The organism is Frondihabitans sp. PhB161, assembly GCF_003814635.1.
GTDB lineage: Bacteria > Actinomycetota > Actinomycetes > Actinomycetales > Microbacteriaceae > Frondihabitans.
The window spans coordinates 875,000-900,134 of record NZ_RKQW01000001.1; the positions used below are offsets into that span (position 1 = coordinate 875,000).

At 68.1% G+C, this 25,135-nt stretch carries 21 protein-coding genes; 9 read left to right on the forward strand and 12 right to left on the reverse strand.

What is annotated here, in order from left to right; all coding sequences use genetic code 11:
• Positions 1–6: 6 nt before the first annotated feature.
• Positions 7–825, reverse strand: a complete 819-nt coding sequence (locus EDF39_RS04275) for an HAD-IIA family hydrolase (protein ID WP_123940765.1) — start codon at positions 823–825, stop codon at positions 7–9.
• A gap of 52 nt (positions 826–877) precedes the next feature.
• On the opposite strand from EDF39_RS04275, the gene EDF39_RS04280 reads away from it, so the two are divergent.
• Entirely contained in the window at positions 878–1,537 is a 660-nt protein-coding gene (locus EDF39_RS04280) for a TrmH family RNA methyltransferase (protein WP_123940767.1), read from the forward strand.
• 12 nt (positions 1,538–1,549) lie between these two features.
• Here EDF39_RS04280 and EDF39_RS04285 read toward each other — a convergent pair whose 3' ends face one another.
• The 6 genes from EDF39_RS04285 to EDF39_RS04310 all read right to left on the reverse strand — a co-directional run bounded on the left by EDF39_RS04285 (position 1,550) and on the right by EDF39_RS04310 (position 9,501).
• Positions 1,550–2,152 carry a low molecular weight phosphatase family protein gene (locus EDF39_RS04285; protein WP_123940769.1) on the reverse strand — a complete coding sequence of 201 codons (603 nt, stop codon included), beginning with the start codon at positions 2,150–2,152 and terminating at the stop codon, positions 1,550–1,552.
• 61 nt (positions 2,153–2,213) lie between these two features.
• On the reverse strand, positions 2,214–4,364 hold the full coding sequence (locus EDF39_RS04290) for an acyltransferase family protein (protein ID WP_123940771.1): 2,151 nt from the start codon (positions 4,362–4,364) through the stop codon (positions 2,214–2,216).
• A gap of 14 nt (positions 4,365–4,378) precedes the next feature.
• Entirely contained in the window at positions 4,379–5,719 is a 1,341-nt protein-coding gene (locus EDF39_RS04295) for an O-antigen ligase family protein (RefSeq protein ID WP_123940773.1), read from the reverse strand.
• A 40-nt stretch (positions 5,720–5,759) separates the two neighbouring features.
• Positions 5,760–7,010: a hypothetical protein gene (locus EDF39_RS04300; protein WP_123940775.1), complete on the reverse strand. Its 1,251-nt coding sequence runs from the start codon at positions 7,008–7,010 to the stop codon at positions 5,760–5,762.
• A complete protein-coding gene (locus EDF39_RS04305) occupies positions 7,007–8,086 on the reverse strand; it encodes a glycosyltransferase (protein WP_123940777.1) in 1,080 nt (359 codons plus the stop codon). Before EDF39_RS04305 ends, EDF39_RS04300 begins: the two co-directional genes overlap by 4 nt.
• The gene (locus EDF39_RS04310; RefSeq protein ID WP_123940779.1) at positions 8,083–9,501 is read right to left on the reverse strand and encodes a polysaccharide biosynthesis tyrosine autokinase; all 1,419 of its coding nucleotides are present in this window, start codon (positions 9,499–9,501) and stop codon (positions 8,083–8,085) included. Before EDF39_RS04310 ends, EDF39_RS04305 begins: the two co-directional genes overlap by 4 nt.
• Positions 9,502–9,631: 130 nt before the next feature.
• Between EDF39_RS04310 and EDF39_RS04315 the strand changes: the two genes are divergently transcribed.
• Entirely contained in the window at positions 9,632–10,048 is a 417-nt protein-coding gene (locus EDF39_RS04315; protein WP_123940781.1) for a DUF3151 domain-containing protein, read from the forward strand.
• A gap of 11 nt (positions 10,049–10,059) precedes the next feature.
• On the opposite strand, the gene EDF39_RS04320 is transcribed toward EDF39_RS04315, so the two are convergent.
• Positions 10,060–12,234, reverse strand: a complete 2,175-nt coding sequence (locus EDF39_RS04320) for an acyltransferase family protein (protein WP_158613155.1) — start codon at positions 12,232–12,234, stop codon at positions 10,060–10,062.
• 67 nt (positions 12,235–12,301) lie between these two features.
• Between EDF39_RS04320 and EDF39_RS04325 the strand changes: the two genes are divergently transcribed.
• Positions 12,302–13,402 carry a glycosyltransferase gene (locus EDF39_RS04325; RefSeq protein WP_123940785.1) on the forward strand — a complete coding sequence of 367 codons (1,101 nt, stop codon included), beginning with the start codon at positions 12,302–12,304 and terminating at the stop codon, positions 13,400–13,402.
• A 309-nt stretch (positions 13,403–13,711) separates the two neighbouring features.
• Here EDF39_RS04325 and EDF39_RS04330 read toward each other — a convergent pair whose 3' ends face one another.
• The 3 genes from EDF39_RS04330 to EDF39_RS04340 are packed head-to-tail and all read right to left on the reverse strand — an operon-like array spanning position 13,712 to position 17,108.
• Positions 13,712–15,826, reverse strand: coding sequence for a YhgE/Pip domain-containing protein (locus EDF39_RS04330; RefSeq protein ID WP_123940787.1), 2,115 nt, complete (start codon positions 15,824–15,826; stop codon positions 13,712–13,714).
• Positions 15,823–16,458, reverse strand: a complete 636-nt coding sequence (locus EDF39_RS04335; protein WP_123940789.1) for a hypothetical protein — start codon at positions 16,456–16,458, stop codon at positions 15,823–15,825. The genes EDF39_RS04330 and EDF39_RS04335 overlap by 4 nt, the downstream gene beginning before the upstream one ends.
• Positions 16,455–17,108 carry a TetR/AcrR family transcriptional regulator gene (locus EDF39_RS04340; RefSeq protein WP_123940791.1) on the reverse strand — a complete coding sequence of 218 codons (654 nt, stop codon included), beginning with the start codon at positions 17,106–17,108 and terminating at the stop codon, positions 16,455–16,457. The genes EDF39_RS04335 and EDF39_RS04340 overlap by 4 nt, the downstream gene beginning before the upstream one ends.
• Positions 17,109–17,472: 364 nt before the next feature.
• Between EDF39_RS04340 and EDF39_RS04345 the strand changes: the two genes are divergently transcribed.
• From EDF39_RS04345 to EDF39_RS04360, 4 genes are all read left to right on the forward strand, one after another.
• Positions 17,473–18,639, forward strand: a complete 1,167-nt coding sequence (locus EDF39_RS04345) for an RtcB family protein (RefSeq protein ID WP_123940793.1) — start codon at positions 17,473–17,475, stop codon at positions 18,637–18,639.
• Positions 18,640–18,776: 137 nt separating this feature from the next.
• Positions 18,777–19,226 carry a CrcB family protein gene (locus tag EDF39_RS04350; RefSeq protein WP_123940795.1) on the forward strand — a complete coding sequence of 150 codons (450 nt, stop codon included), beginning with the start codon at positions 18,777–18,779 and terminating at the stop codon, positions 19,224–19,226.
• Positions 19,223–19,600, forward strand: coding sequence for a fluoride efflux transporter CrcB (crcB, locus tag EDF39_RS04355; protein ID WP_123940797.1), 378 nt, complete (start codon positions 19,223–19,225; stop codon positions 19,598–19,600). Before EDF39_RS04350 ends, crcB begins: the two co-directional genes overlap by 4 nt.
• 57 nt (positions 19,601–19,657) lie before the next feature.
• Entirely contained in the window at positions 19,658–21,238 is a 1,581-nt protein-coding gene (locus tag EDF39_RS04360) for a Na+/H+ antiporter (protein WP_123940799.1), read from the forward strand.
• A gap of 24 nt (positions 21,239–21,262) precedes the next feature.
• On the opposite strand, the gene EDF39_RS04365 is transcribed toward EDF39_RS04360, so the two are convergent.
• Positions 21,263–22,147, reverse strand: coding sequence for an alkaline phosphatase family protein (locus EDF39_RS04365; protein WP_123940801.1), 885 nt, complete (start codon positions 22,145–22,147; stop codon positions 21,263–21,265).
• A gap of 110 nt (positions 22,148–22,257) precedes the next feature.
• Between EDF39_RS04365 and EDF39_RS04370 the strand changes: the two genes are divergently transcribed.
• Positions 22,258–24,384, forward strand: coding sequence for a cytochrome c oxidase assembly protein (locus EDF39_RS04370; RefSeq protein ID WP_233572964.1), 2,127 nt, complete (start codon positions 22,258–22,260; stop codon positions 24,382–24,384).
• Between the two features lie 25 nt (positions 24,385–24,409).
• Positions 24,410–25,048 carry a hypothetical protein gene (locus EDF39_RS04375; RefSeq protein ID WP_123940803.1) on the forward strand — a complete coding sequence of 213 codons (639 nt, stop codon included), beginning with the start codon at positions 24,410–24,412 and terminating at the stop codon, positions 25,046–25,048.
• Positions 25,049–25,135: the final 87 nt, after the last annotated feature.

A 25,135-nucleotide genomic window follows, 5' to 3' on the forward strand; every position in this document is an offset into this window, starting at 1 on the left:
GCCCGACTACAGGTTGCCCTCGGCATCGCCGAGATCGTAGGCGACCGGCTCTGAGCGCACGAGCTCGTGCACGCCGTTCAGCACCTCGGTGGGGCGGAACGGGTAGCGGTCGATCTCGGCGCGGTCGCTGATGCCCGTGAGCACGAGGATCGTGTGGAGCCCCGCTTCGATACCGGCGATGATGTCGGTGTCCATGCGGTCGCCGATCATGGCTGTGTTCTCGGAGTGGGCGCCGATCCTGTTCATTGCCGAACGGAACATCATCGGGTTCGGCTTGCCCACGATGTAAGGCTCTTTGCCGGTGACCTTGGTGATCATGGCGGCGATGGCTCCCGTGGCGGGCAGGATCCCCTCGGCGCTGGGGCCGGTTGCATCGGGGTTCGTCACGATGAAGCGGGCCCCGCCCATGATCAGCCGGGCCGCCTTCGTGATCGCCTCGAACGAGTAGTTGCGCGTCTCGCCCACGACGACGTAGTCGGGTGCCGTCTCGGTCATGATGAACCCCGCCTCGTGCAGGGCCGTCGTCATGCCGGCCTCGCCGATGACGAACGCGGAGCCCCCCGGCATCTGCGAGCGGCAGAAGTCGGCTGTGGCCAGGGCACTCGTCCAGATCCGATCTTCGGGCACCTCGAGACCGGAGGCGCGAAGGCGAGCGGACAGATCGCGCGGCGTGAAGATCGAGTTGTTCGTCAAGACGAGATAGGGCGTTCCCTCGTTCTGCCACTGCTGGATCAGCTCAGAGGCACCCGGAAGGGCCTGGTTCTCGTGGACGAGCACGCCGTCCATGTCGGTCAGCCAGCATTCCACTTCGTCACGAGTCGCCATGGGCTCACAGTAGCGGCCTGCCGTGGGCGGACGGCCTGGAAGACTGGACTGCGTGACCGACGAACCCGCAACGAGCCCCGAGCAGACCACCTACGGCGTCGGGCCGTGGCCGGGCGGCGAAGCGGACTGGCCGCGCGACGCGCACTACGACCCCGACCTCCTCCGGGGCGGTGACACCCGGAACGTCATCGACCGATACCGCTACTGGTCGATGGAGGCGATCGTCGCCGACCTTGACGAGCACCGGCACCCCTTTCACGTCGCCATCGAGAACTGGCAGCACGACATGAACATCGGCTCGATCGTGCGCAGCGCCAACGCGTTCGGTGCCGACACGGTCCACATCATCGGTCGTCGTCGCTGGAACAAGCGCGGAGCCATGGTGACCGACCGTTATCAGAACGTCATCAACCACCCCGACGTCGAGACTTTCATTGCCTGGGCAAAAGAGCGCAGGATCCCGGTGCTCGCGATAGACAACGTCGAAGGCTCCGTTCCCATCGAGACGTTCGATCTGCCCGAGACGTGCGTTCTGCTCTTCGGGCAGGAGGGCCCCGGGCTCTCACCCGAGGCGATCGCGGCGGCCGACGCGATCCTCGAGATCGTGCAGTTCGGGTCGACGCGAAGCATCAACGCTTCTGCCGCCGCGGCAGTCGTCATGCACGCCTGGGTGCTGCAGCACGTGAGCTTTCCGCGACCCGCGGCAGGCTGAGCCGCCACGAGCTCAGGGGGCTGCGACCGCGCGGCGCAGGAGGCTGGCGAGCGTCTCGATGGCCGGCTCGATCTCGGCGACGGCTTGGCGATAGACCGCGTCGGAGAGCCCGAACGGGTCGACGACGTCGTCGAACTCGGGTGTGGGTGGCGGTGGGACGGAGCCTCGCAGAGCGAGGACCGTGCGGGTCACCCCGCGGAGCCGCTCTGCTGGATCGTTGCCCGATCGCACGTCGAGATCTCGGACGTCGTCGTCGGTGACGGCCTGCGCGAGACGGTCGAACTCGCGCAGCGTCACGGTGTAGCGGTTCGTCCGTGGAGCCATTGAGACGACCCGGCCGCGGTTGTGGCGGTCGAGCGCGATGATCAGGTCGGCCCCGAGGAGTGCGCCCGCGGTGGCCTGGGTGCCTCGGTGGTGACCGGGTATCAGCCCGCGCGCCGTTGCCAGAGCGATCATTGGCTCGGGTATCGGCGCGCCCTCGGCCGCGCTGATGCCGAGGCTTGCAACGGCAACGAAGGGCGGGCTGCCCAGGCGCTCGCGGAGCAGGAGCTCGGCGTAGGGCGACCGGCAGATGTTGCCCGTGCAGACGAAGAGTAATTGGAAGGGTGCTTGCATACCGGTGCTTTCGTGGTGAAGGCGGGGTGGACAGCTGACGGGGGAGTTCGGATTGTCGGAGTCACCTCCGAGGTACTACGTCTAGCCGGTCGAGTGCCTCTCGCAGGATGTCGCTCAGCGCACGCGACATGCGCTCGCTGAGATGGGAAGCGTCGCCGCGGATGAGGTTGGTTCCGGCGAAGAGAGGGCATCGCGTGCCCGTGCAGAACCAGGGCAGCGTGTCGATGTAGTGCGCGTCGACGCCAGTCTTTCGGGCGGCGGCGGCAGCCTTCGATTCGGCGTCTCGCTTCAGGTGGTAGTTGGACGGCGGGCTTGCGAGGCACGCGGAGGGAGCGGAGAGGCGTGTCGTGCAGATCGCCGGCGAGGGGCCTTTGGGTGGCGCGGGCAACAGGACGAGAGCGCGATCGGGGGCGTCGAGAGCCCTGAGCGTCTCGGTGGTTCCGTCGCGCCACTCGCGCTCGGCGGCATCGCGCTGGGCTCCACTCTCGAGGAAGGGGAGGAGGTTGGTGCTGTCGCTGAGAAGCACGAGGTCGGCAGAGAGCTGCCGAGCGAGGCGGAACATGGTGTCGCGGCTTGCTCCGCAGGCTTCGGCGAACCAGGGCTGGCCGGTCGGAGTGGCCGACACGGAGACGAACGAGCAGCCGGAGAAGGAGAGGGCGTCGACTCGCCAGCCCAGGGGAACGAGCGCCCCGGCTACGGCGGGAGTCCAGGCGGCAGCCGAGGAATCCCCGATCACGACAGCGCGCCGAGATGCCTTGGGGTCGCCCCAGCTGCAGGTTCGGGGGATCTGCGTCGATTCGACCGGGTTATGACGGCATCCTGAATCGTTGTCCATTGCCGGGGGAAGGCGGCTCGTGAACGCGGAATCGAGTTGGGATCGAATCTCGGCGGGCCAGGAGCGGGCGGCGGAGGCTTTCGAGAGCTGTCGGCGCAGCTCGTCGAGGGTGGGTGGGGTGCTCGGAGGCGGGGCTGGGTCGATCAGGCCCAAGGTCGAAGCGGCGAACGCGGGATCGCCGAGCTTTCCTGGGCCGCGTACCTGAGCCACCGCGAAGCACCCGACGATGAGCACCGCGGATGTCGAAGCGGCCACGGCGGCAATCGCCGTCGCCCGGGGTGACAGTCGTGTCCGTGTCCGTGTGCGGTCAGGCGAGAGGACCCGTCGCGGCCGTTGGAAAGGGACCTCGATGTACCGGTAGGTCAGGGCTGACAGGAAAAGGGTCGCGGCCGCGATCGCCAGTGCGAGAGCCGGGGTCATGTCGATCACACTCGTGGCGACAACGATCAAGGGGAAGTGCCACAGATAGAGGGAATACGAGCGCAAGCCCAGCCAGCGGAGGGGAGCGAATCGCAGAGCACGTGACGGCAGTGCCGAGCCGCCGAGGCCGCAGAGGAGAACGAGAGCGGTGCCCACCACTGCGGGCGCGGCACCGGGCCAGGGCAGGGAGTCGCTCGGCACGACGAGCGGCATCACGACGAGGAGGGCGACCCCCGCCGACGAGGCCCAGGTGCGGATCGTGGCCGGGAGGTGGCGGAGGCGGTTCAAGGCGACGCAGCAGAGGCACCCGAGCGCGATCTCCCACAGCCGGGTCGTCGTGTTGAAGTAGCTCGCATTGGGCGAGCTCACGGTCAGCGACGCCGCGACGACGATCGAGACGGCCGTCGTGAGGATGGCGACACCCGCGACGAGGAGCAGGATCCTCCTGCGTGAGCGCCCGACAACCACCGCAAGAACCACCACGAGGGGCCAGGCGAGGTAGAACTGCTCCTCGACGGCGAGCGACCAGAGGTGCTGCAGCGGTGACGGTGTCGGATCGTGGAGGTACGAGGCGCCAGCACCGATGAGGTGCCAGTTCTCGACGAGGGTGGCAGCGGCGAAAGCGTCGAGGATGGTCTGGAAGAACCTCGGCTGAAACCACAGGGTGCCGGTCGCGACGAGGGTGGCAGCCGTCACGACTGCGGCGGCAGGGAGGAGGCGGCGGATCCTGCGCGCAGCGAACCCCGGAAGAGAGACGCGGCCGGTGCTCGCGAGCTCGCGGAGCAACGCGGCGGTGATGACGAAGCCCGAGATGGTGAAGAAGACGTCGACGCCGACTGCTCCGCCCCGCACGCCGGCGCCGAGGTGGAAAAGGACGACGAAGGAGACGGCTAGGCCGCGGATCCCGTCGATCTCGGCATGGTGCTTGTGCGGCGGTACAGTAAGGCGTGAAGTCACGAGGTATTTATACCTTACATCGGAATGGCCCGTATCGTTTCGCGGTTGATGTTTCTCATTTTGGCCATCGGTTTGCTTGCTCGCTGGCCTTCCTCACAGGCCCCGTCGTCGGCGATCGGCACCGTTTCGACACGGGGCATGGCGAGACAGACGATCAGGATGCTCACCATCGACGCGAAAGCGAGGTAGTCGAAGGAGAAGAGCATGACGACCATGGGGAGGATTGCTGCCCGCCCCGCCGCATCGGTTGAGCGCCACCCGACGAGTACGAGGAGGACGAGAAGCACGAGCCCGACCACGCCCTGGGTGGCGAGGGTGGTCACGAGCTGGTTGTCGACGACGTTGAGCCCGTTGTTGAGCAGGAGCCCGCGGTCGAAGAGCAGCTGCTGTGTGGCCGCACCGCTGCCCCAGAGCGACTCCCACGGGGGTCGCGCCAGCAGAGCGGGCACGTACGAGAGGTTTCCCTGACGGTTCGAGAAGGAGCCGGAGTCGACGAGTTCGCCGACGGTCGCACCGACGGAGTCGGCGTTGAGCGCAATGGCCGCGGCGCCGGCGGCGACGGCGAGGAGCCCCCGCCATCGACTCGACAGGGTCTTCCCGTTCAGGAGGACGTAGGCGACCCCGAGGATAGCGGCGAGGATCCCGCTTCGTGACCCCGACAGGATCAGGCTCGCCGCGAAGAGGGCGAGTAGGAGAAGAGCCCACGGCCTGGAGAAGGTCTTCCACTCGACAAGCAGGAGGACCAGGGCGATGGTGATGACCACCGAGAACGGAATCGGGTGGCCGAGGCTTCCCTGCACTCGTGACACCGCATCGCCGAGGAGGTGGTTCTCGTTGTTCAGCCCGCGTCCGTTGCCGTAGATCAGGTAGCCCCAGAGGACTGGGCGGTGAGTGATGAGAAGTTCGATCAGCCCCAGGGCGACCTGGATCGCACCGTTCGCGATGAGCCCTCGGCGCAGCGACGCTATGTCGTCTCGGGTGAATTGGCCGACGACGGTGATGAGCAGCAGCGACAGGCCCACTAGTCGAAGCAGGAAGCCGACTCCCTCGGGGTTGGTCAGTTGTGTCGTCGCCAGGGCACAGCCGAAGAACAAGGCCGTGAGGGGAATGAGGGGCGATATCGACGTCCGAATGCTCGCGTGCGCACGGGGCGACAGGGCAGTCAGGGCGAGGAAGAGGAGCGAGGCGGCGATAGTGGCGTCTTTGACGCTCTGCGGGCTCGTCCGTGACCAGAAGAGACACAGGGCGGTCACGGTCAGCGCGACGGCGATCCCGCGCACGCGCGCGGGCCGGACGAGGGCGCCGAGGAGGAAGAAGAGGCCGGCGCCAAGCGGGGCAGCGAGAGCGATGAGCATCAGGGAACCTTCGGGGAGGAGGGGTCTGGGAGTAGTGGGGTCACCGGGCGGGCGCCGTCGCGCGCCATCGACGGCGCACGCAGAGGCCCTGAACTGCAAGCGCTGTGACCTCGGCGACGATGACAGCGACAACCGCCCCGGTGGCCCCGGCGGCGAGAGAGAGCGCGGGGACGAGCGCGAGGGCCACTGCCGCCGCCGCCAGAATGGCTCGCGTGATGTCGTTGGACGCGTCAAAGGCGACCAGCACGATGCCGAACCCGCGGGATGCGCACATCACGGCGACCAGCAGTGATCCGAGAGCGATGAGGGCCGCATCCATCGGAACGGAGTCTGCGAACAGAACGCCCCAGACCGCGGGCATGCCGGCACCGAAGACGAGGGCGGCGGCGACCCCCATGCCGGCGTTGATCAGCAAAGCGTTGCGGGCCCGGTGCTGGGCGAGTCGCCGGTCGACCACGCCGAGATAGGCCTGCAGCCGAGCCGGGATGGCCCCGAGCACGACGACTCCCATGCGCAGCGGTCGGTCGACGGCGGCGTAGAGGGCGACCGCGCCGGGAGCCAGTGCGCCAAGGGCGACCGAGGGGAGTGCTGTATAGACGATGCTCACGGCTCGCCCGGACACGACGACCGCCTGGCGTCGAAGCGTCTCGGGCGCCCGCGTGAAGTCGCGCGCTCGCGGAACGAGCGGAAGCCCCGCGATCACAGAGGCGAGGATCCAGGCCACAACCGACGACGTGACGAGTGCGGTCCCGTAGAACGCGAGGGAAGCGCCACCGGCGATGAGCCAGGCGGCGCCGAGCGAGAGAACCAAGCGCGGCAGTGTGTCGCAGACCAGCGTCAGGCCGGGGCGCCCTGCCCCGACGAAGAACCACGCGGGGCTGAGGGAGGCCATCGCGCCACCGGCCCCGACGACCGCGGCGCCGACTGGATCGACCGGGGCGAGCAGGAACGCGAGGACCGCCGCGAGTGGGGCGATCACGATGAGAGCGACGAGCTTGGAGGCCAGAGCCGAGCGGTAGAGGTCGTGGCGGGAATCGGGGTGGCGAGCGACCTGCTGGGGGCCCACAACGCCCCAGCCCAATTCGGCGACCGTGGTGCTGGCGTTGCCGATGGCGAGAGCCAGGGCCAGTGACGCCCAGCCGGTGGCACCGAGGCCCCGAGTGACTGCGATGGTGATCGCGAGAGGCGCTGCCGCACCGAGGACTGGCGCTCCGGCAAACAGGAAGAGCGCACCCGTGCGGGCTGCCGGGGTGGAGCGGGGTGTCGTGGCGGCGGTGTGGCGGATGGTCATCGGCGGCATCGGCTCTCGACGAGATCGCGCAGAATGTCTCCGAACTGCGCGTATTCGCCTGCCACCCAGGCCTCGAGGTCTGTCGCGATCGACGTGTCGGCGTCTGCCGGGCTGAGTTCGGCAAGCGTGTCGGCCAATTCGGCGGATTCTGGGGAGCGCACGCCGACGAGAAGATTTCGCGCGATCGGCGCGAGCTCCCGAACCGCGGCGGTGTCGCGGGTCACGACGACGCGACCGCAGGCGAGCCCCTGCCAGACCTTGTTGGCGACGACTGACTGGGCCTTCGCGGATGTGCCGAACGTCCCGAGCACGACGTCAGTCGACGCGATCACTGATAGGAGTGCTTCTTCGGGAACGGAGTCAAGGAAAACGCAGTCGTTCGCGATACCCAGGCTGACGGCGCGGGCCTCGATGGCCGGACGCAGGCTGCCGTTGCCGACGAATGTCGCACTGAACGCCCGGCGCGGGGCAAGCGAGCCGAGGGCCTCGATGACGATGTCGAGCCCGTGCAGAGGAATGTAGTTGCCGTAGTACAGGATGCGCAGGGGCTCGCTGGTCGTTCGGGCCGGCTGGGGCATGGCCCACGGGGGCGCACCGACGGGCAGCGCCAGAACGCAGCGCGCTCGCGGATGGTCAAGTCGGACGGCGGCTGCTCGCACTTGGGTGTCGATGAGGTAGACGTCTGACCAGGCGACCGCCAGACGGTCTTGCAGTCGGAGGAGCCGGGCGCGAAACGAGGTCGGTGAGACGGCTTTCCAATCGCCCACGGCTGTTTCGTGAAGGCCGACGAACCCGTCGATCACGACGGTGCAGCGCGTCAGGCGGCCGACGAGGGTGACGAAGGGGGCGTGTGCGAGGCGGAGTTCGGAGAGCACGACGACCTGCGAGCGTCGCGCCTCGGCCCAGAGGCGGAAGACGTCGTGCGCCAGTCGCACGATTCGACCCCGCACTCGACTCGGTCGCGGTGAGACGACTTCAAAGCCCGCATCGGCCAAGTAGCGCCGGATTCGCGAGTTGCGTGGGTACGTGCGGTCGTGGATTCGGTAGTAGACGACTCGAGGGCGGGTGAGGCTCATCGGTGGCGGCCGGAGATGAGAGCGTCGGTCTCGAGCGACGGGTCTTTTCCGTCGATGCCGTAGTACGCGTCGTAGGAGCCGTAGCCATAGGCATTCGGGCCCTTGGCCGGAAGCATGGTCAGGATGACGCCGGCGGGGTGGCTGCCCGTCCGCTCGAGGTTGTCGAGCGCGCTTTGGAGCTGGTTCTTCGTCGTGCGGCCCGCCGCGGCGACGACGAGGGCACCGCTCGTGACGGTGCTCAAGAGCGCGGCGTCGGTGACGGGAAGTGTGGGGGGTGCGTCGACGAGAACGTAGTCGTAGGCGGCGGTCAGTTCGCGGATGAGGGCGTGCATGCCGGCCGACCCGAGAAGCTCGCTGGGGTTCGGCGGAATGCTGCCCGCGGGGAGCACCGTGAGGCTGCCGCGGCCCCAGGGCTGGAGAGCGTCTTCGAGCTCGACGCGCCCGATCAGGATGTCGGTCAGGCCGACGGCACCCTCGAGCCCCATGATCTCGGCGATGCGCGGCCGACGAAGATCTCCGTCGACGAGCACGACCGTGGCGCCGCTCTCAGCGATGGCGATGGCCAAGTTCGCGGTCGTGGTCGTCTTCCCCTCCGAGGGCACGGAGGAGGTCGTCACGAAGCACCGTTTCGTCGCGCCGATATCGACGAACTGGAGGTTCGTCCGAAGCGCGCGGAACGCTTCGGCTCGAGGGCTTCGAGGGTCGGCGCGGACGATGAGCGGTCGATTCTTGATCGACGGGTCGAAGCTGATGCCACCCAGAATGGGAACCGCGGTGATCCCTTCGACGTCGGAACTGCCGTGGATGCGCGTGTCGAGTGCCGAACGCAGCACTGCGACGGAGAATCCGGCAGCGAGGCCGATGAGCCCGCCCAGGGCGAGAGTGAACAGCACGCGCGGCGACGAGGGGTAGCCCGGCACGACTGCGGGCTCGATCGTGCGGACCTTCACGAGGCTCGACCCGCCCGCCAGCGGCGACTCGAGGTCGAGGACCTCGGTGGTGAAGCTCGCCCCGACCGCGTTCGCGATCTCGGCCGCGCGCTGGGGGTCGGTGTCGGTCACCGCGACGTCCATCAGCGTCGTGTTGGAGTTCGCGGTCGCCGTGACGCGATCGGCCAGAGCGGCCGGTGTCGTATCAAGATGCAGTTTTTTGATCACCGGCGCGAGGACAGTCGAGCTCTTGATGACGCCCACATAGGTGCGGACCTTCTCCTGGGCGGCGCTCGTGCCCTGGACGGCCTCGACGGCGCTGCTGGCGTCGGCCGCCTGAACGGAGACGAAGAGCTGCGTGGAGGCGACATAGGTCTTCGTCGCGGTGATCGTGTAGGCCGCGGCGCACGAGACGGCGACGAGAGTCACGACGACGATCGTCGCCCATCGTCTGCGAACGATGCGGATGTAGTCGTTGAGTTGCATGTTCCCTGCCTGATGTTGTCGAGGAGCGGAGGAAGAAAAGGGGTTGTCCGCTCAAAACGTATCGGAGTGAACAATTTAGCATTTTACATTCGATAAAGAAAGGCTCAGAGCGAGGCGCTACCCTGCCGTCATGCCCGCAAACAACCTCCTCGGTGTGCCCGAGACCCTCTTGCCCGACGAGCCAGACGTGCAGGCGGCGCTGGCAGTGAGTACTCCGCTGGTCGAAATCGTCTCGGCGCACCCGTCGTCGTCACTGGCATGGGCGCTCCTCGCCGACGAGACGGCGCTCGGCGGAGGTCGTGACCTCGAGGCCTACGCGTACGCCCGGGTCGGGTACCACCGCGGCCTCGACTCGCTGCGCAAGGCCGGCTGGCGTGGGCACGGGCCCGTGCCGTGGTCGCACGAGCCGAACCGGGGGGTGCTGCGGGCACTCTTCGCCCTGCGGCGCGGAGCCGCTGCAATCGGCGAGACGGAGGAGGTCGAGAGGCTGACCGCGTTCTTGACCGAGTCGGATCCTGAAGTCTTGCGAGTGCTCGGCAACGACTGAGCCGAAGCGGGTCAGACCGAAGGATCCGCGCCCGGCGCCCTGAGCAGCACGTCTCGGGCGACCGCCCCGAGGACCTCGGACATCGCGTTCGTCAGGTGGCTGTCGTCGATGCGCACCAGGGTTCCGCCGATCTGGGCCGGGCAGCGCCCGTCCGAGCAGAACCAGCTCTCGGTCGACACGAAACGGACGTCGTGGCCGGCCGCCGCTATCCGGGCGGCCGCCGCCTTCTCGGCCCGATCTTTCGCGCGGTGCTCGGCCGAGTAGGTCGTCTCGCACTGCCGGGGCGACGAGAGCCTCGTCGCGCACTTCGTGATCGGCGGGCCCATCGGCGGGCTCCCCAGGAGGACGACCTCGCGATCGGCGTCCGCGAGGGTGCGCAGGAGGCTTTCCGTCCCGCTGCTCCAGCCCGTCCCGGCCCGAGGCTCGGGTGATTCGAGCCGCTCGGGAGCCGTTTCGTGACCGGAGAGGATGACCAGCTCGGGGTCGAGGTCGTCGACGAGAGTGAGGCTCTCTTCTCGCGCGTGCGCGCAGCCGTCCGTGAAGGCGGCGCCGAGCCCTGGTTTCGTGAGAGTGGCGTCGATCAGCGGGCAGCTACTGAATCCCAGGCCGACCACACGCCAGCCGCGGCCGGCTAGGGCCCGGTTGATCATGGGGAGGTAGCTGATCGCCATTGAGTCTCCGAGAACCACCGCGGTCTTGGTCGCGCCCGGTGTCGAAGTCGAGCAGATCGCGTGGGTCGCTTGTGTCGTCACATCGTGCAGGCAGCCGCTTTCGAGCGACATGCCGGGCGCGCACTGGTTGTCGAAGGCGTGGTCGAGGCTCGGGATGGTGGAAGGCCAGGTGGCGTCTGACAGGCCGGCGGTGATGAGTGACTCGAGGGATGACGGGTCGAAGAGCTCGCGCGCCGATTCACGCTTGCCGAGGAGATGGGTCGCGGCGGCGGCGGCCTCGGTGCTGGTGAGTTCGGGCACGCCCGCCCGCTGGAGGGTCGTCGCCGTGCCGATGGCGACGAGCACGATCGCCGCGGTCGCGATCTGCAGGCGTCGGCGAGGTGCACTAGGGCTTCCGCTGATGTGGGCCGGTCGTCGCTCGGGTGTGCGCGCGTGGCGGAGCGCGGGCTGCTCGACGAAGCGATACGACAGCGCTGCGAGGAGGCCAGCCAAGGCGATGGTGAGCAGGGCGCTTGCGGGCGACGTGCCGAGCAGGCTGTGGACGAAGACGATGACCGGGAAGTGCCAGAGGTAGAGCGAATACGAGATTCGGCCAGTAAGGCGGATAGGCCGATTGTCGAGCACCCGGGCGAGATGGCTGCCGCCACGCGGCGGGAATAGGAGGATGAGCACGGCCGCGCCCACCGGGAGCACGGCCACGGGCCAGGGGTAGTGACGTGGAGCGACGGGGGCGAGGAGGCTGAGGGCGATGCCGACGAGACCGGCTGTCGACAGGAGCTGTCGAGACCGCGGCGCGAGTCGAGCGACCAGCGGCGCCAGGGTGGCCGCAAGGGCTCCGGCCGCGAGCTCCCAGACGCGGGCTCCGGTGTCGAAGTACGCGGCGTTCTGATCGACGCTGCTGCGCCAGGCGGCGAACGCCAGAGAGGCGACCAGGATCGCTCCGATCGCAACCGGGGTGACAGCCTGCGAGAGACGTGTTGATCTGCCCCGCTTGAGACGCCGGGCGGCAAGACCGGTCGCGATGAGGAGGAGGGGCCAGAAAGCGTAGAACTGCTCCTCGACTCCGAGTGACCAGAAGTGCTCGAGCGGCGACTCCCCACCGTCGCCCTGCAGGTAGGCGGTGCGGGTGGCGACGAGGTGCCAGTTTTCGACGAAGCTCAGGGAGGCGAGTGCATCGAGAGCGACGGCAAGGGTGCGCGGCGTGTGCCAGAGCGCAGCGGCGGCGACAGTGACCGCGGCGATGACGACGAGGGCGGCGGGCAGGATCCTTCGCGCTCGGCGCACCAGGAACGCCACCAGGTCGATCTGACCCGTCGTGTCACGCTCACGAATAAGGATGCCGGTGATCAGAAACCCGGAGAGGACGAAAAAGAGGTCGACGCCGGCGAACCCGCCGACGGGCGCGCCGAAGAGGTGGTTCGCGAAAACGGCGAGAACGGCGACGCCGCGCAGGCCCTCGAGATCGGGGCGGAAGTGGGTTGAACAAGAGATGTCGGGGCCTTTCGATGGCAACACTCCAAATATTACATAACAACAAGGGATTTGACGATAGTTTCTCGGTGGGACCGCTAGGGTTCGGTGCATGTCGAAATCCGTCGCCGTCATCGGAACCCGGGGCTACCCGAGCTATTACGGCGGTTTCGAGACCGCGGTGCGCAAGATCGCGCCGCACCTCGCCGAGCAGGGCTGGGACGTCACCGTCTACGGCCGCGACGGGGCGACTCGCGACGACGACCCCGACCTCGACCCGCGCGTGCTAGCGAAGACGACCCGCGGTGTCGAGAGCAAGTCGCTGTCGACCCTCAGCTACGGGCTGACCGCCACTCTCGACGCGATGATCCGCAAGCCCGACGTCGCTCTGGTGATGAACGTCGCGAACGGCTTCTGGCTGCCGTTGCTCAAGCTGCGCGGAATCCCGACGCTCGTCAACGTCGACGGCATCGAATGGGAGCGCGCCAAGTGGGGCCGCCTGGCCAAGCTGATGTTCCGGGCCGGAGCCAAGACCACTGCGTGGTGGGGCACCCGACTGGTCGCCGACGCGCGCGAGATCGCCCGGCGCTGGCGCGACGGATTCGGACGCGACAGCGTGTTCATCCCCTACGGCGGCGAAGAGCCCGGCGACCTCCCTGTCGAAGAAGGGCAGACGCATCGCGGCTACGCCCTGATCGTCGCGCGGTTCGTGCCCGAGAACACCGTGCACGAGTTCATCGAGGCGGCCCGCACGATCGCTCTCACGACGAATGTCATGATCGTAGGATCCAGCGGCTACGGCGGCGAGATCGACGACGCGGTCCGGTTGCTGGCCGACGCCGAGCCGCGTGTGACGTGGCTCGGCCACCTGAGCGACGACCGTCGCCTGCTCGCCCTCTGGCAGCACGCGGGTGCCTACTTTCACGGGCACAGCGTCGGCGGAACCAATCCGGCGCTCGTGCAGGCGATGCTCTGCGGCGCGCCGACCGTCGCCCGCGACACCGTCTACAACCGAGAGGTGCTCGACGATGCGGCGGTCTTCGTGCAGCCGACGCCGTCGGAGATCGCGTCGGCCGTCGTCGGCCTGATCGGCGATGCCGCGCGGCAGGAGGAGTTGTCGACGGCTGCGCGCTCACGGGCGCTGGAGCACTACACGTGGGCTGACATCTGCCGTCGGTATGAGGTCGAGCTCGAGGGGCTTATTCGGCGTTAGGTGCGCTGGCGTTACGCCGTCGCAGCGTTGCGTCGTCCCACTGCTGCCGCGTTGCCGCCGCCGAGAGTGCGGAATTGGTGGCTCGGAGAGCGTGCGAGCACCCATTCGTGCACTTTCGGGCGCTCGCCGGCCGGCCGGGCCGGATTGGCCTCCCTCCAGAGACGTTTTGCGCCCGATCGAATTTGACGCGAATCGAAACGTCGGCCATTTCGATCTGCGTCAAATTTGACATCGCGCAAAACGTCTCGACGGGGGCGTGGCCTCGGGTGGGTCGCTAGGGCGACGCCGGCCGATCAGCCGATCAGGCGATCAGCCGATCAGGCTGGGGCGCAGGTCGCGCATCGTGCGGCGCTTCGTCATGCGTCGAGCGGCGACGAACGAGACCAGCAGCGCGCCGATCATCCAGAGGGCGAGCACCCCGGCGTCGCTCCACGCGGCGCCGATGTTGCCGCCGTACATGAGCTGGCGGATGCCGTCGACGGCGTAGCTCATCGGCAGGGCGAAGTGCAGCGCCGCCAGCGGGCCGGGAAGGGTCTGCCAGGGGAACGTGCCGCCGGCGGTGACGAGTTGGATGAGCATCAGCACCAGTCCGAGGAACTGCCCGACGCTCCCGAGGAGCACGTTGAGCATCATGATGATGGCCGCGAAGGTGATCGACGCGAGCACCATCAGGCCGACCATCGGCACCGGGTTCACGACGTCGAACCCGAGGGCGAACTTGACGATCGCGAACAGGGCGACCATCTGCACCAGGCCGAGGATCGCGGGCGAAAGCCAGCCGGCGAGGGTGATCCGGCCCGGGGCGCGGACTGCCGTCAGGGCTCGCTTGGAGATCGGCTTGATGATCAGGAATAGCGCGTACATGCCGATCCAGGCGGCGAGGCTGATGAAGAACGGTGCGAGCCCCGCACCGTAGTTGCCGGCGCTCGCGATCGACGAGTCGCGAATGCTCACCGGGTCGGCGATCGCTGCGGCCTGGGTGTCTCGGGTGGCCGCGGTCGTGGCCGGAATCTGCTTCACGCCGTCTTTGAGGCCCTTCGTCAGCTTCGTCGAACCCGTGACGAGCGACTTCGCGCCCGAGTCGAGCTTGGTGATGCCGGAGGAGAGCGAGGAGGCACCGGTCGACGCGGTGGCCGCGCCGGAGGCGAGCTGCGCGGAGCCGTCGGCCGCGCTGGCGATGCCGCTCGTGAGGGCCGGAGCAGCCGTGCTGAGCTCGTTCGCTCCCGCGTCGAGCTGCTGGATTCCCGAGACGAGGGCCGGCGTCTGCGCCGAGAGCTCAGAGGTGCCGGCGGCGACCTGGGCACTGCCCGTGGCGAGCTGACCGGTCGTGGTTTCGAGCGTGGATAGCTGTGTCTCGGCGGCAGTCGCGGCCGAGGTCAGCTTGGTCGCCGTCGAGTCGTTGGAAGCATCGACGACCTGCTGGATGGCGGCCTTCTGCGCATCGGTCATTCCCGTGGCGGCGTAGATTTGATTGAGAGCGGCCTGCTGCTTCTTCTGAGCGGCCAAGAGCTGAGCCGGCAGGGCTGCCTTGACGTCAGACGCGGCCTGCTTCTGCAGGGCGACCCCGTCATCGAGAGCCTTGTTGCCCGCTGCGACCTTTTGAGCGCCGGTGTCGAGGGCTGCGGACTCGGCCGGAAGCGACGAGGTCTGCGACTGCAGAGAGTCGAGGCCGCTCGACAGCTGCGCCGTCTGGGCGGGGAGAGCTGCGGTCTTGGTGCGGAGCTGCTGGAGACCCGTGTTCAGACTCGACGCTCCGGTCGAGAGCTGGGATGCGCCCGAGGCGAGCTTCGTGGCGCCGGACTTCGCAGAGTCGAGACCGGATTTGAGGTCGGTCGCGCCCGAGGTGACCTTGCTGGATCCTGCGCTCGCGTCTTTCAGGTTGTCGCGGACGTCGTTCAAGCCGACGAGCAGGGTCTTGGCAGCCGTCTTGCCGACCTCCGCGGTGATCGTCGCCCGGATCGTCTTGCCCGCCTGATCGGCGATCGTCGACGAGAGGTAGCTCGTCGTGTCGTTCGTGGTCAGGTCGATCTTGGCCGCGGTCGGATCGGTCGTCGATGCGCTCGTGAGGTCGGTCGAGAAAGACTTCGGAATCGAGAAGACGAAGTTGTAGGTCTCGTCTTTGATGCCCTTGTCGGCCTCGGCCTGCGAGACGACGTGCCAGTCGAAATCGTTGCCGTCGACGAGCTGATCGGTGATCTTCTGCCCGTAGTCGACCGCGTTGCCGTCGGAGTCGGTCGCCCCGGCGTCGTTGTCGACGATCGCGGCGGGGATGTGGTCGAGCTTGGCGTAGGGATCCTGGTTGGCCCAGAGATACATTCCGCCGTAGAGCAACGGAACGCACATCAGCGCGATGAAGGCGAGCCGGGCGAGCGGGGAGGCGGTGAGGCGCCTGAGCTCGGAGCGGACGAGGGCGGCGATCTTCATTCGGTGTCCTGCGATTCTGAAGCGGTTTCGGGCGCGGGAAGCAGCGCGCTGACGTGCGCGGCCGCGGCGACGCCGGTGACGAGGAGGACGGCGACGTGGCGGAGGGCGAGGTCGCGGACGACACCGAACCAGGCCGCGGTGTCGCCGCCGTGGCGCTCCGGCGTGGTGATGATGAGGCCCTCGACGCCGGGGCGGAGGAGCGCGAGCTCGCAGAGAATGCGGATACGGGCCTCGGTCGGGAGGTGCTTGATGCGCGTCTCGTCGTGCTCGGCGAGACCGACCGCCTCGAGAAAGAGGTCGGACGTCGCCCGATTGCCACGCTGGCCGGCGAGAGCGAGCTCCTCCTGCACCACCGTGCGGACGGTCAGGTCGGCGAACGGCTCGGCGACCGTCGGGGTGTCGATGAGGGCGAACGCCTCGCGGATGCGGGCGGGGTCGTCGACGCCGTCGATCAGCACTCGGCCGGTGTCGGGGGCCATGCGGCCACCGGCGATGAGCGAGGCGAGCGTCGGGGCCCCCTCCGTCTCGACCGCGACAACCGCGGGAATGTCGCTGGTGGCGGTGGCGTCGAGCCGGGGCAGCGGGGCGCCGGGGCCCTCGCCGATGGCGACGCCGTCGAGGGTGAGTCTCATCGTTCTTCTTCCGGGGTGAGGGTGGTCAGAATGGTCGTCGCCTCGGCGTGACCGAAGCCGGCGAGGGCGAGCACCGAGAGCACGACGAGGCGTCGCCCCTCCGCGGTGGAGATCTCATGTCGGGTCGACTCGTCGAGCACAGAGATGGCAGCGCTCTCGATCAGGTGGGCCAGGGTGTGCGCGTCGATGTCGTCACGGAACGAGCCATCGGTGATGCCGCGCTCGACGATGCCGCGCACGTGCTCGCGCAGGGGGAGGAGTGCGTCGCCGACCAGCAGCGCCTGGGGCCCGCGCACCGTGATGAGGGCCATGGTGCGGACGTGGTCGACCTCGTTCCAGAGGCGGGCACCGACGGTGGCGAGCTGGAACGCAGGATCCGTCGGCTCGGCACCCGGCACGGCACCGGCGCCCGGCAGCAGCGCCGCGTTGATGCGCGCGGCGCCCCGCAGCGCCAGCTCGCGAAGCAGGTCGTCGCGGTTCGCGAAGTGGCCGTAGAGGGCGCGACGGGAGAGCCCGGCCTCCGCGGCGACGGCTTCGAGGGAGGCATTGGGGTCGCGGTTGAGCAGGGTGCCGGCAGCGAGCAGGAGGCTCTCGCGGTTCTCGGTCGCGTCGCGGCGCGGGGCGCGCGGGCGGCTGGCGGTGGAAGGCATGCAGCGAGTGTACGCCTAACTTGCACTCTCGTGTGCACTTTATGGAAGTAGGTCGATGGTGACCTGACCCGATTGCTTGACACGACGGATCCTCGGCCCGCTATGCTCAGTTCTCCATGCCACTCCGGCATGCCGCCCCTGGAAGGAACGAAATGCTGAACAACCAGCAACTCGCCCCGCGCTATGAGCTCGAGCTCATCCAGCGCACCTTCCACGAACCCATCTAGGGCCGTAGCTTTCGATCCGTCGAAGCCCCGGCCGCCGATGAGGCCCGGGGCTTTTCTCGTTTCTTTCGACACTGCAGGTCGATCGGAATGCGCCTCCCCGGGTGCACTCCGTCACACCGAACAGAAACGAAAGGACCATGAAGAAGATCACAAACCGGCTGCTGAGCTGGGCGAGCATCCTGGAGGACTCCACGGAGGCCCAGGCTCGCACCACCTCGACCATGCCGTTCATATTTCCGCACCTCGCTCTGATGCCGGACGCCCACCTGGGTCTCGGCGCCACCGTGGGGTCGGTCATCCCGACACTCGGGGCGGTCATGCCGGCCGCCGTGGGCGTCGACATCGGCTGCGGCATGATCGCAGTCAAGACGCAGTTCACCGCCGCCGACCTGCCCACCGACCGCAAGCCGGTGCGCGAGGCGATCGAGCGGGCCGTGCCGACCTCGGCCGGCTCGTACAACCGCAAGGTGGTGGCGACTGCCGCACCGCGCATCGACGAGCTCACGGCGATGGCCGTTGAGGCCGGATTCGACCCGGCGTCGTACACGAAGAGCTGGGAGCTGCAGCTCGGCACGCTCGGCTCGGGCAACCACTTCATCGAGATCAGCCTCGACGAGAACGACGACGTCTGGCTGTTCCTGCACTCGGGCAGCCGAGGCGTGGGCAACAAGATCGCGCAGAAGCACATCCAGGTCGCCAAGGCGCTCATGAAGAAGTGGTGGATCGCGTTGCCCGACGACGACCTCGCCTACCTGATCGAGGGCACGTCGGAGTTCGACCGGTACATCGCTGAGCTCCGCTGGGCGCAGCACTTCGCCCTGCTCAACCGCGAGGAGATGATGGACCGCGTCGTGCGGCAGTTCGCCGACTGGATGGGATCGCCCGTCACCGAGCTCGAGCGCATCAACACGCACCACAACTTCACGCAGAAAGAGACGCACTTCGGCAAGAGCGTCTGGCTCTCGCGAAAGGGCGCGATCTCGGCGCGGGCCGGTGAGGCCGGGCTGATCCCCGGCTCCATGGGCACGGCGTCGTACGTGGTCGAGGGGCTCGGCAACAAGCTCGCACTCGACTCGTCGCCGCACGGTGCGGGGCGGCAGTTCTCGAGGTCGAAGGCTCGCAAGACCTTCACGCACGATCAGCTGCGCGAGGCGATGGTCGGTATCGAGTACCGCGACACCGACGCATTCCTCGACGAGATCCCGCAGGCGTACAAGCCGATCGACCAGGTGATGGACGACGCGTCCGATCTGGTGTCGATCCGGCACACGCTGCGGCAGATCGCGAACGTGAAGGGGGACTAGCTGCTGCCGGTCGCGCCCGCTTCCGAATTTGAAGGAGAAACGCGCCGGCCCCGACGGAAACATCAGGATCCGCCGGGGTCGAGGGCGCGGATCTCCTTCAAATTCGGAGCAGGGCGCGGGGATGATTAACTGGACTCGTGAGCCCACTTCACCGTCAGCCCCGGCTGATCCTCCTCGTATTCGCGGGCGGCGCCGTCGGCACCGGCATCCGCGAGGCGCTGTCGCTCACCTGGCCGGCCGCGCCCCACGGCTTCCCGACGACGGTGTTCGCCATCAACCTCGTCGGTTCGTTCGCGCTCGGCGCGCTGCTCGAGTCGCTCTCGCGGCGCGGATCGGATGATGGGGGGCGCCGGATCTTTCGCCTTCTCTTCGGCACCGGCGTGCTCGGCGGCTTCACCACCTACAGCGCGCTCGCGACCGACGTGGCGACCCGCCTAGGATCCGCGACCGGCGTCGCTCTGACCTACGCGGCACTGTCGCTGCTCGCCGGGGTCGCGGCGGCGGTACTGGGCATCGCCGTCGCCGGGGCCGTGCAGTCGCGCTCGACCCACCACGTCACCGGCGATGACGAGGAGGACGCCGGATGACCACCCCTCTCGTCTTTATTGCGATCTGTCTCGCCGGCGGTGTCGGGTCGTCGCTGCGGTTCGTTCTCGACGGCGTCATCAAGGCGCGCGTCAGCCGCTTTCCGGTCGCGACCGTCGTGATCAATGTCACCGGATCGTTCGGGCTCGGCCTGCTGACCGGGCTCGGCACGGCAGCCGGTCTGCCGCACGACTGGGTGCTGATTCTCGGGGGTGGCCTCATGGGCGGCTACACGACGTTCAGCACCGCGAGCGTCGAGACCGTGCGTCTCGTGCACGACCGCCGGTACGGGGCAGCAGCCCTCTACGGCATCGGGATGCTCGTCGTGTCGATCGCCGCCTCCGGTCTCGGTCTCGTGCTCGGCGGGGCGTTCTAACGGGGCCTTTCCGCTCACCCCTCGTCGAGCCGCCGACGCTGTGCCATCCTCGACCTCATGGACCCCGTGACCTCGATCGCCTGGATCGTCGCGTTCGTCATCGTGACCGTCGCCGTGACCGGGCTCTCGGGTCGAGTCGGCTGGTCGGCCCCGGTCGCCCTCGTCGCGGTCGGAGCAGTGGCGTCGTTCATCCCCGGTGTGCCGAGGGTCACGCTCGAGCCGGATCTGATCCTCTACGCCCTCTTGCCGCCCCTGCTGTTCGCCGCTGCCATTCGCACGTCGCTGATCGACATTCGGGCTCGTAACGACAGCATCGTGCTGACCAGCGTCGCGCTCGTCGCCTTCACCGTCGTGGTGGTCGGATTCGCCGCCTGGTGGATCGTGCCGGGCATCACGATCGCGGCTGGCCTCGCTTTCGGCGCTGTGGTCGCCCCCACCGATGCGGTCGCGGTCACGGCGGTGACCGGCACGGTGCCGCTCCCGCGTCGAGTCGTGACGATCCTCGAGGGCGAGAGCCTGCTCAACGACGCCACGGCTCTCGTGGCACTCGATGCGGCAATCGCCGCCATCCACCATGTGGTTACACCCGGCGAAGTCGCGGTTGATTTTGGCCTCGCGGTGATCGTCGGCGGAGGTATTGGCCTTGTCGTCGGTATCGTGCTGGCCCAGATTCGTAGCCGGCTCCGGTCCGCCGTGCTCGACACGAGCCTCTCGCTCGTCACCCCCTTTCTCGCTTTCCTCCCCGCGCAACTCCTTCACGGATCCGGGGCGCTCGCCGTCGTGGTCGCCGGCCTCTACCTCGGCTACCGGTCGCCCGTCGTGCTCTCGGCCGAGGCCCGCGTGGCCGAGCGGCTCAATTGGCGCACAGTGCAGTTCCTCCTGGAGAACGCCGTGTTCCTCTTCATCGGCCTGAACCTCGCCGGGGTGCTCGAGAACGTGGTCTGGTTCGGGCCGGGGCTTTGGACGACCATCGGCATCAGCTTCGCCGTGCTCGCCATCGTGATCGCTGCCCGGTTCGCGTGGGTGTTCTTCACGATGTTCCTCTACCGGATCGGGCCGGCGCGAGTCCGCGAACGCGCGTGGACGGCCGCGTCGAGCACGGTCGTCTCGGCGGCCGGTATCCGCGGTGTGGTCACTCTGGCCGCAGCCTTCCTCCTTCCCGAAGGCACTCCGCAACGCGAACTGCTGCAGTTCTTGGCGTTCGTCGTAGTTCTCGGCACACTGCTGCAGGCACTGCCGCTGCCCCTGCTCATCCGCCGGGTGCACCTGCCCGCCCCGAACCTCGCGCAGGAGTGGACCGAACGACAGCTACTCACGGCAGAGGCCAAGCAGGCCGGCATCGACCGGCTCGACGCCGTGCGCGGCGACGACGATGAGGAGCGCGTCGTCGAGCAGCTCCGGCGCGCATCAAGCTTCCTCTCGGAGTCGCTCGCGAACCCGTCGCCTCCCGACCGCGAGCAGTCGCCGGTGATGTTCAGCAGGCTTCGCGGCAGCATGATCGAGGCCGAGCGAGAGGCCGTGCTTCTTGCCCGCCGCGACGGGCGGTATCAGGAGAACGCCGTGCAGGCCGTGTTGGCCGCGATCGACGCCGAAGAGACGGCGCTCCGAGCCCGGCACCCGAAGGCGATCGGCGACTAGCGGCGTCGGCGGGCGCGGTGCCGATCAGCCGAGATGGGAGAGCAGGATCCGCGAGATGTCGGTGGGCTGGATCCTGATTGCGCTGTCGACGTCGACCGGCACGCCGCTCCCGTACCTGCCGAGGGCGAGAAACGACCGCGTCAGCACGGGGTCGCCTCCGCCGTGGCCGCCCTCGTCGAGGTGCCCATGGTCGGTCGTGACACCGACCAGCCAGTCTTCGTCGTGAGTGCTCGCCCGGCGCGCCACCGCGTCGAGGATCGTGCCGAGGTGGGCGTCGACGCGCCCGACGGCAGCGTCATACTCGGGCGAGACCCCGCCATAGAGATGACCGGCCTCGTCGACTTCGCCGAGGTAGACGAAGCTCGCGTCGGGCCCGGCGTCGCGGATCGCAAGGCGCGTGAAGGCGGCGATGTCGCCGTCGGCCATGCGGTAGCCGTAGGTCTCGCCGTCGCGGACCACGAGGCGATGGCGACCGGCTCTCTGGTCGTCGAGGCGAGTGGTGAGGATCGGACCCGCGCTCGCCGGATCGGCGAGCGGTGGCCAGCTCACCGCGGCGAAGGTGGAGCGGCCCGCGTGCGAGGCGCGGGCGAGGAAGTCGGTGGTGGCGTCGAGGCGGTGACCGTGAAAGGTGTTGTCGAACACGCCGTGGACCGAGTGCGGTGCTCCGGTCAGAATGGACGACCATCCCGGACCGGAGATCGTCGGCACCTCCATCTCGAGCGGGAGAAGTCGGCCCGCGCGGGCGAAGGCGGAGAGCACGGGGGCGTGGACGCCTGTGAGGGCGTCGTCGATGCGCAGGCCGTCGATGCCGACCCGCAGGATCTTGCGCGGGTTCGCGTGTGTGGTCGTTCCGGGGCTCGAATTGGGGTTCGTGCGTGCGATCTCGTCGAGGTTCGTGCGTGCGTCCATGCCAGCAGAGTGGCGAGCCCGGGTGAACGAGCGGTTGCGAATGCGGGGAGGTGTCTCGGCCTTGTGGATAACTCCGACGGGGATCGGGAGCGTGTCCGTACTATTACTGGGTGACCGATCAGATCGACGACCTCCGCTTCGAGACCACCCGTCTCGACCTGTCGTCGAGCCGCCGCGCCTCGCAGGGGGGCGACTCTGGCGGTGACGCTCCCCGTCCCGTGCGATCCGGCCGACCGTCTGCCGTGGCCATCTGGCTGATCGGGTCGGGCGTGCTGTTGCTCGTGCTGGCGCTCGCGGCCATGTACTTCACCGGTGCGCTCGGTGGCTCACGTCTCGTCGATCCCGGTGTCGTCGTCAGTAACGGCCTTCCCCTGGTGACCGGCGTCTTCGACGCCGCCGCCGCCGTCACGATCGGTCTGTTGGTGGTGTCGTCGGTCGTTCTTCCTGGCCAGACGAAGGCTCCAAAGTCGGCCAGCTTTAGCCAGTGGCATGCGACCCGGTGGGCCACATGGTCGGCCACCGTGTGGTTGGTGGCCAGCGTCGGCGCCTTGGTGCTTCGCGTGGCGAGCGTGCTTCAGGTTCCCATCACCTCGTCGACATTCCGGCACCAGTTCCTCTTCGTCACCTTCCAGCTCGAGATCGGGCAGACCTGGGTGGTCACGATTGGGTGCGTGTTCGTCGCTCTAGTGATTCTTCTGGCGACGAAAAATGTCTCGTGGACGGCGACGGCAACTGTATTCGCGCTCCTCGCGCTGCTTCCCCTCTCCCTGTCGGGGCACTCGTCGGGCACGAACGAGCACGTCAACGCGGTGAACAGCCTGGCCATGCACCTCATCGGCGTCACCGTGTGGATGGGCGGTCTGATCGCGATCATCCTGCTGCGCAACAAGGCGGGCCGGCATCTCGCCGCGGTCGTCTCCCGCTACTCGACGATCGCCGTCTGGGCCTTCGCCTTCGTCGCGTTCTCGGGTGTCATCAACGCGAGCCTGCGTCTGACCGGTCCGGCCGACCTAGTGACCTCGACCTACGGCCTCCTGATCCTCGTCAAGTCGCTCATCCTGATCGGGCTCGGCGTCGCTGGCGTGCTGCACCGGAGGCATGTCATTCCGCGGCTCGTTCGCGAACCCGGTCGAACGCGAGCCTTCGTTCGTCTTGCAGCGGCCGAGGTTGTGTTCATGTCGGTGGCAATGGGGCTCTCGGTAGCGTTATCGCAGTCGGCGCCGCCTGTACCTCAGGTCGCGGAGGGCGACACCCGTGATGGGCTCATCGGCTTCGCTTATCCGGCGCCGATCACCCTGCCGCGCTTCCTGTTCGGGTTCCACCCCGACTACTTCTTCATCGCCGTCGCGGCCGTCATGGCCGGCCTCTACCTGATCGGCGTCTACCGCCTCAAGCGCCGCGGCGACAGCTGGTCGTGGGGCCGCACCGTCCCCTGGCTCTTCGGCTGCTTCGGAGTGCTCTTCGCTACGAGCGGCGGCCCAAGCGTCTACGGCGCCGTGAACTTCTCGACGCACATGATCCAGCACATGGTGCTGATGATGTACGTCCCCCCGCTCCTTGTGCTGGGTGCCCCGATTCTGCTGGCGCTTCGCGTGCTCCCGAAGCGCCACGACAACAGCCGCGGTGCTCGTGAGTGGCTGATGCTTATCACGCACTCGCGCTACGCCGGCTTCATCACAAACCCCATTGTCGCGGCCGTGGTCTTCGCCGGCAGTCTCGTCGCGTTCTACTGGACGGGCTGGTTCGAAGCCTCGCTGCAGACGCACCCCGGGCACTTCATCATGGAGGTGCACTTCCTCCTCTCCGGGTACGTCTTCTTCTTCGTACTCATCGGGGTCGACCCCGGCCCCAAGCGGCCGCCGTTCCCGCTCCGCATCATCCTGCTTCTCGCGACGCTTGCGTTCCACGCGTTCTTCGGTCTCGCCATCATGTCCGGCACCGACATCCTCGCCGCCGACTGGTGGCACGCGCTCGGCAAGACGAACTACCAAGACCTCCTGGCCGATCAGCACACGGGTGGCGCCATCGCGTGGGGTGCCGGCGAGTTCCCGACCGTGCTCGTGGCCCTGATGGTGATGCGCCAGTGGATCACCAGCGACGAGAAGACCGCCAAGCGGTACGACCGACGGGCCGAAGTCGACGGAGACGCCGAGCTGAACGCCTACAACGAGCAGCTCGCGCGCATGGCCGGCAAAGCACCGGCGGGCGCGGCCGACAACTCGCGCTCCGACCGCTGATCGCGTTCCCCGTAAGATTTCAGGCATGACGGTCCGGGTCGCTTCGAGGGGTTTGCGCGTCACGCGCGGCCTGATCGTGGCGACCCTCTCCGTGGCAATCGCCGCGTTCTCACACGTCGCCGGCGGCGGCATGGTGCCGGGCCTCCTTGGCACGGTATTGGCTCTCGTCTTCGCCTGCCTCGTCTGCATCGCACTCAGCGCACGGGCCCTGGCCCTCGTTCCATTGGCGGTCTCCGTCGGCGTGAGCCAGATCGTCTTCCACCTGCTCTTCAGCCTCGGAACGTCGCTTCCCGCCTCAGCCGGCAGCGGTCACTCGGTGGGCATGCTCGGCATGGTGATGTCGGGCGGCTCGACCGTCCACCTCCCCGACGTCACGGGATCGGCCAGCCACGGTATGGAGGGCATGAGCGACACGCGCATGTGGCTCGGCCACGCCGTGGCTGCTCTCCTCACGATCGCACTGCTGCTCCACGGTGAGCGTGCGCTGGTGACCATCGCCCGACTTGCGGTCGCCCGGCTCGCGCTGGTGTCGCGGATCCTCGGGTTCGCCCTGTTCCCCGACCGGCACGGGCTGGTCCGGGCTCTGGCCGACCGACGTGGCATTCGCCGGCTCGGTGTGCTCCTCGCTGCTCGCCCCCATCGCGGCCCGCCCGCTGTCGTCTGACCCCATTTTCCTGCGACCGCCCGCTGCCGGGCTAAGTCGCTGCGCCCCGAGCCTCCCGCGCCCGGGCGCCATTCAGACGACAGAAAG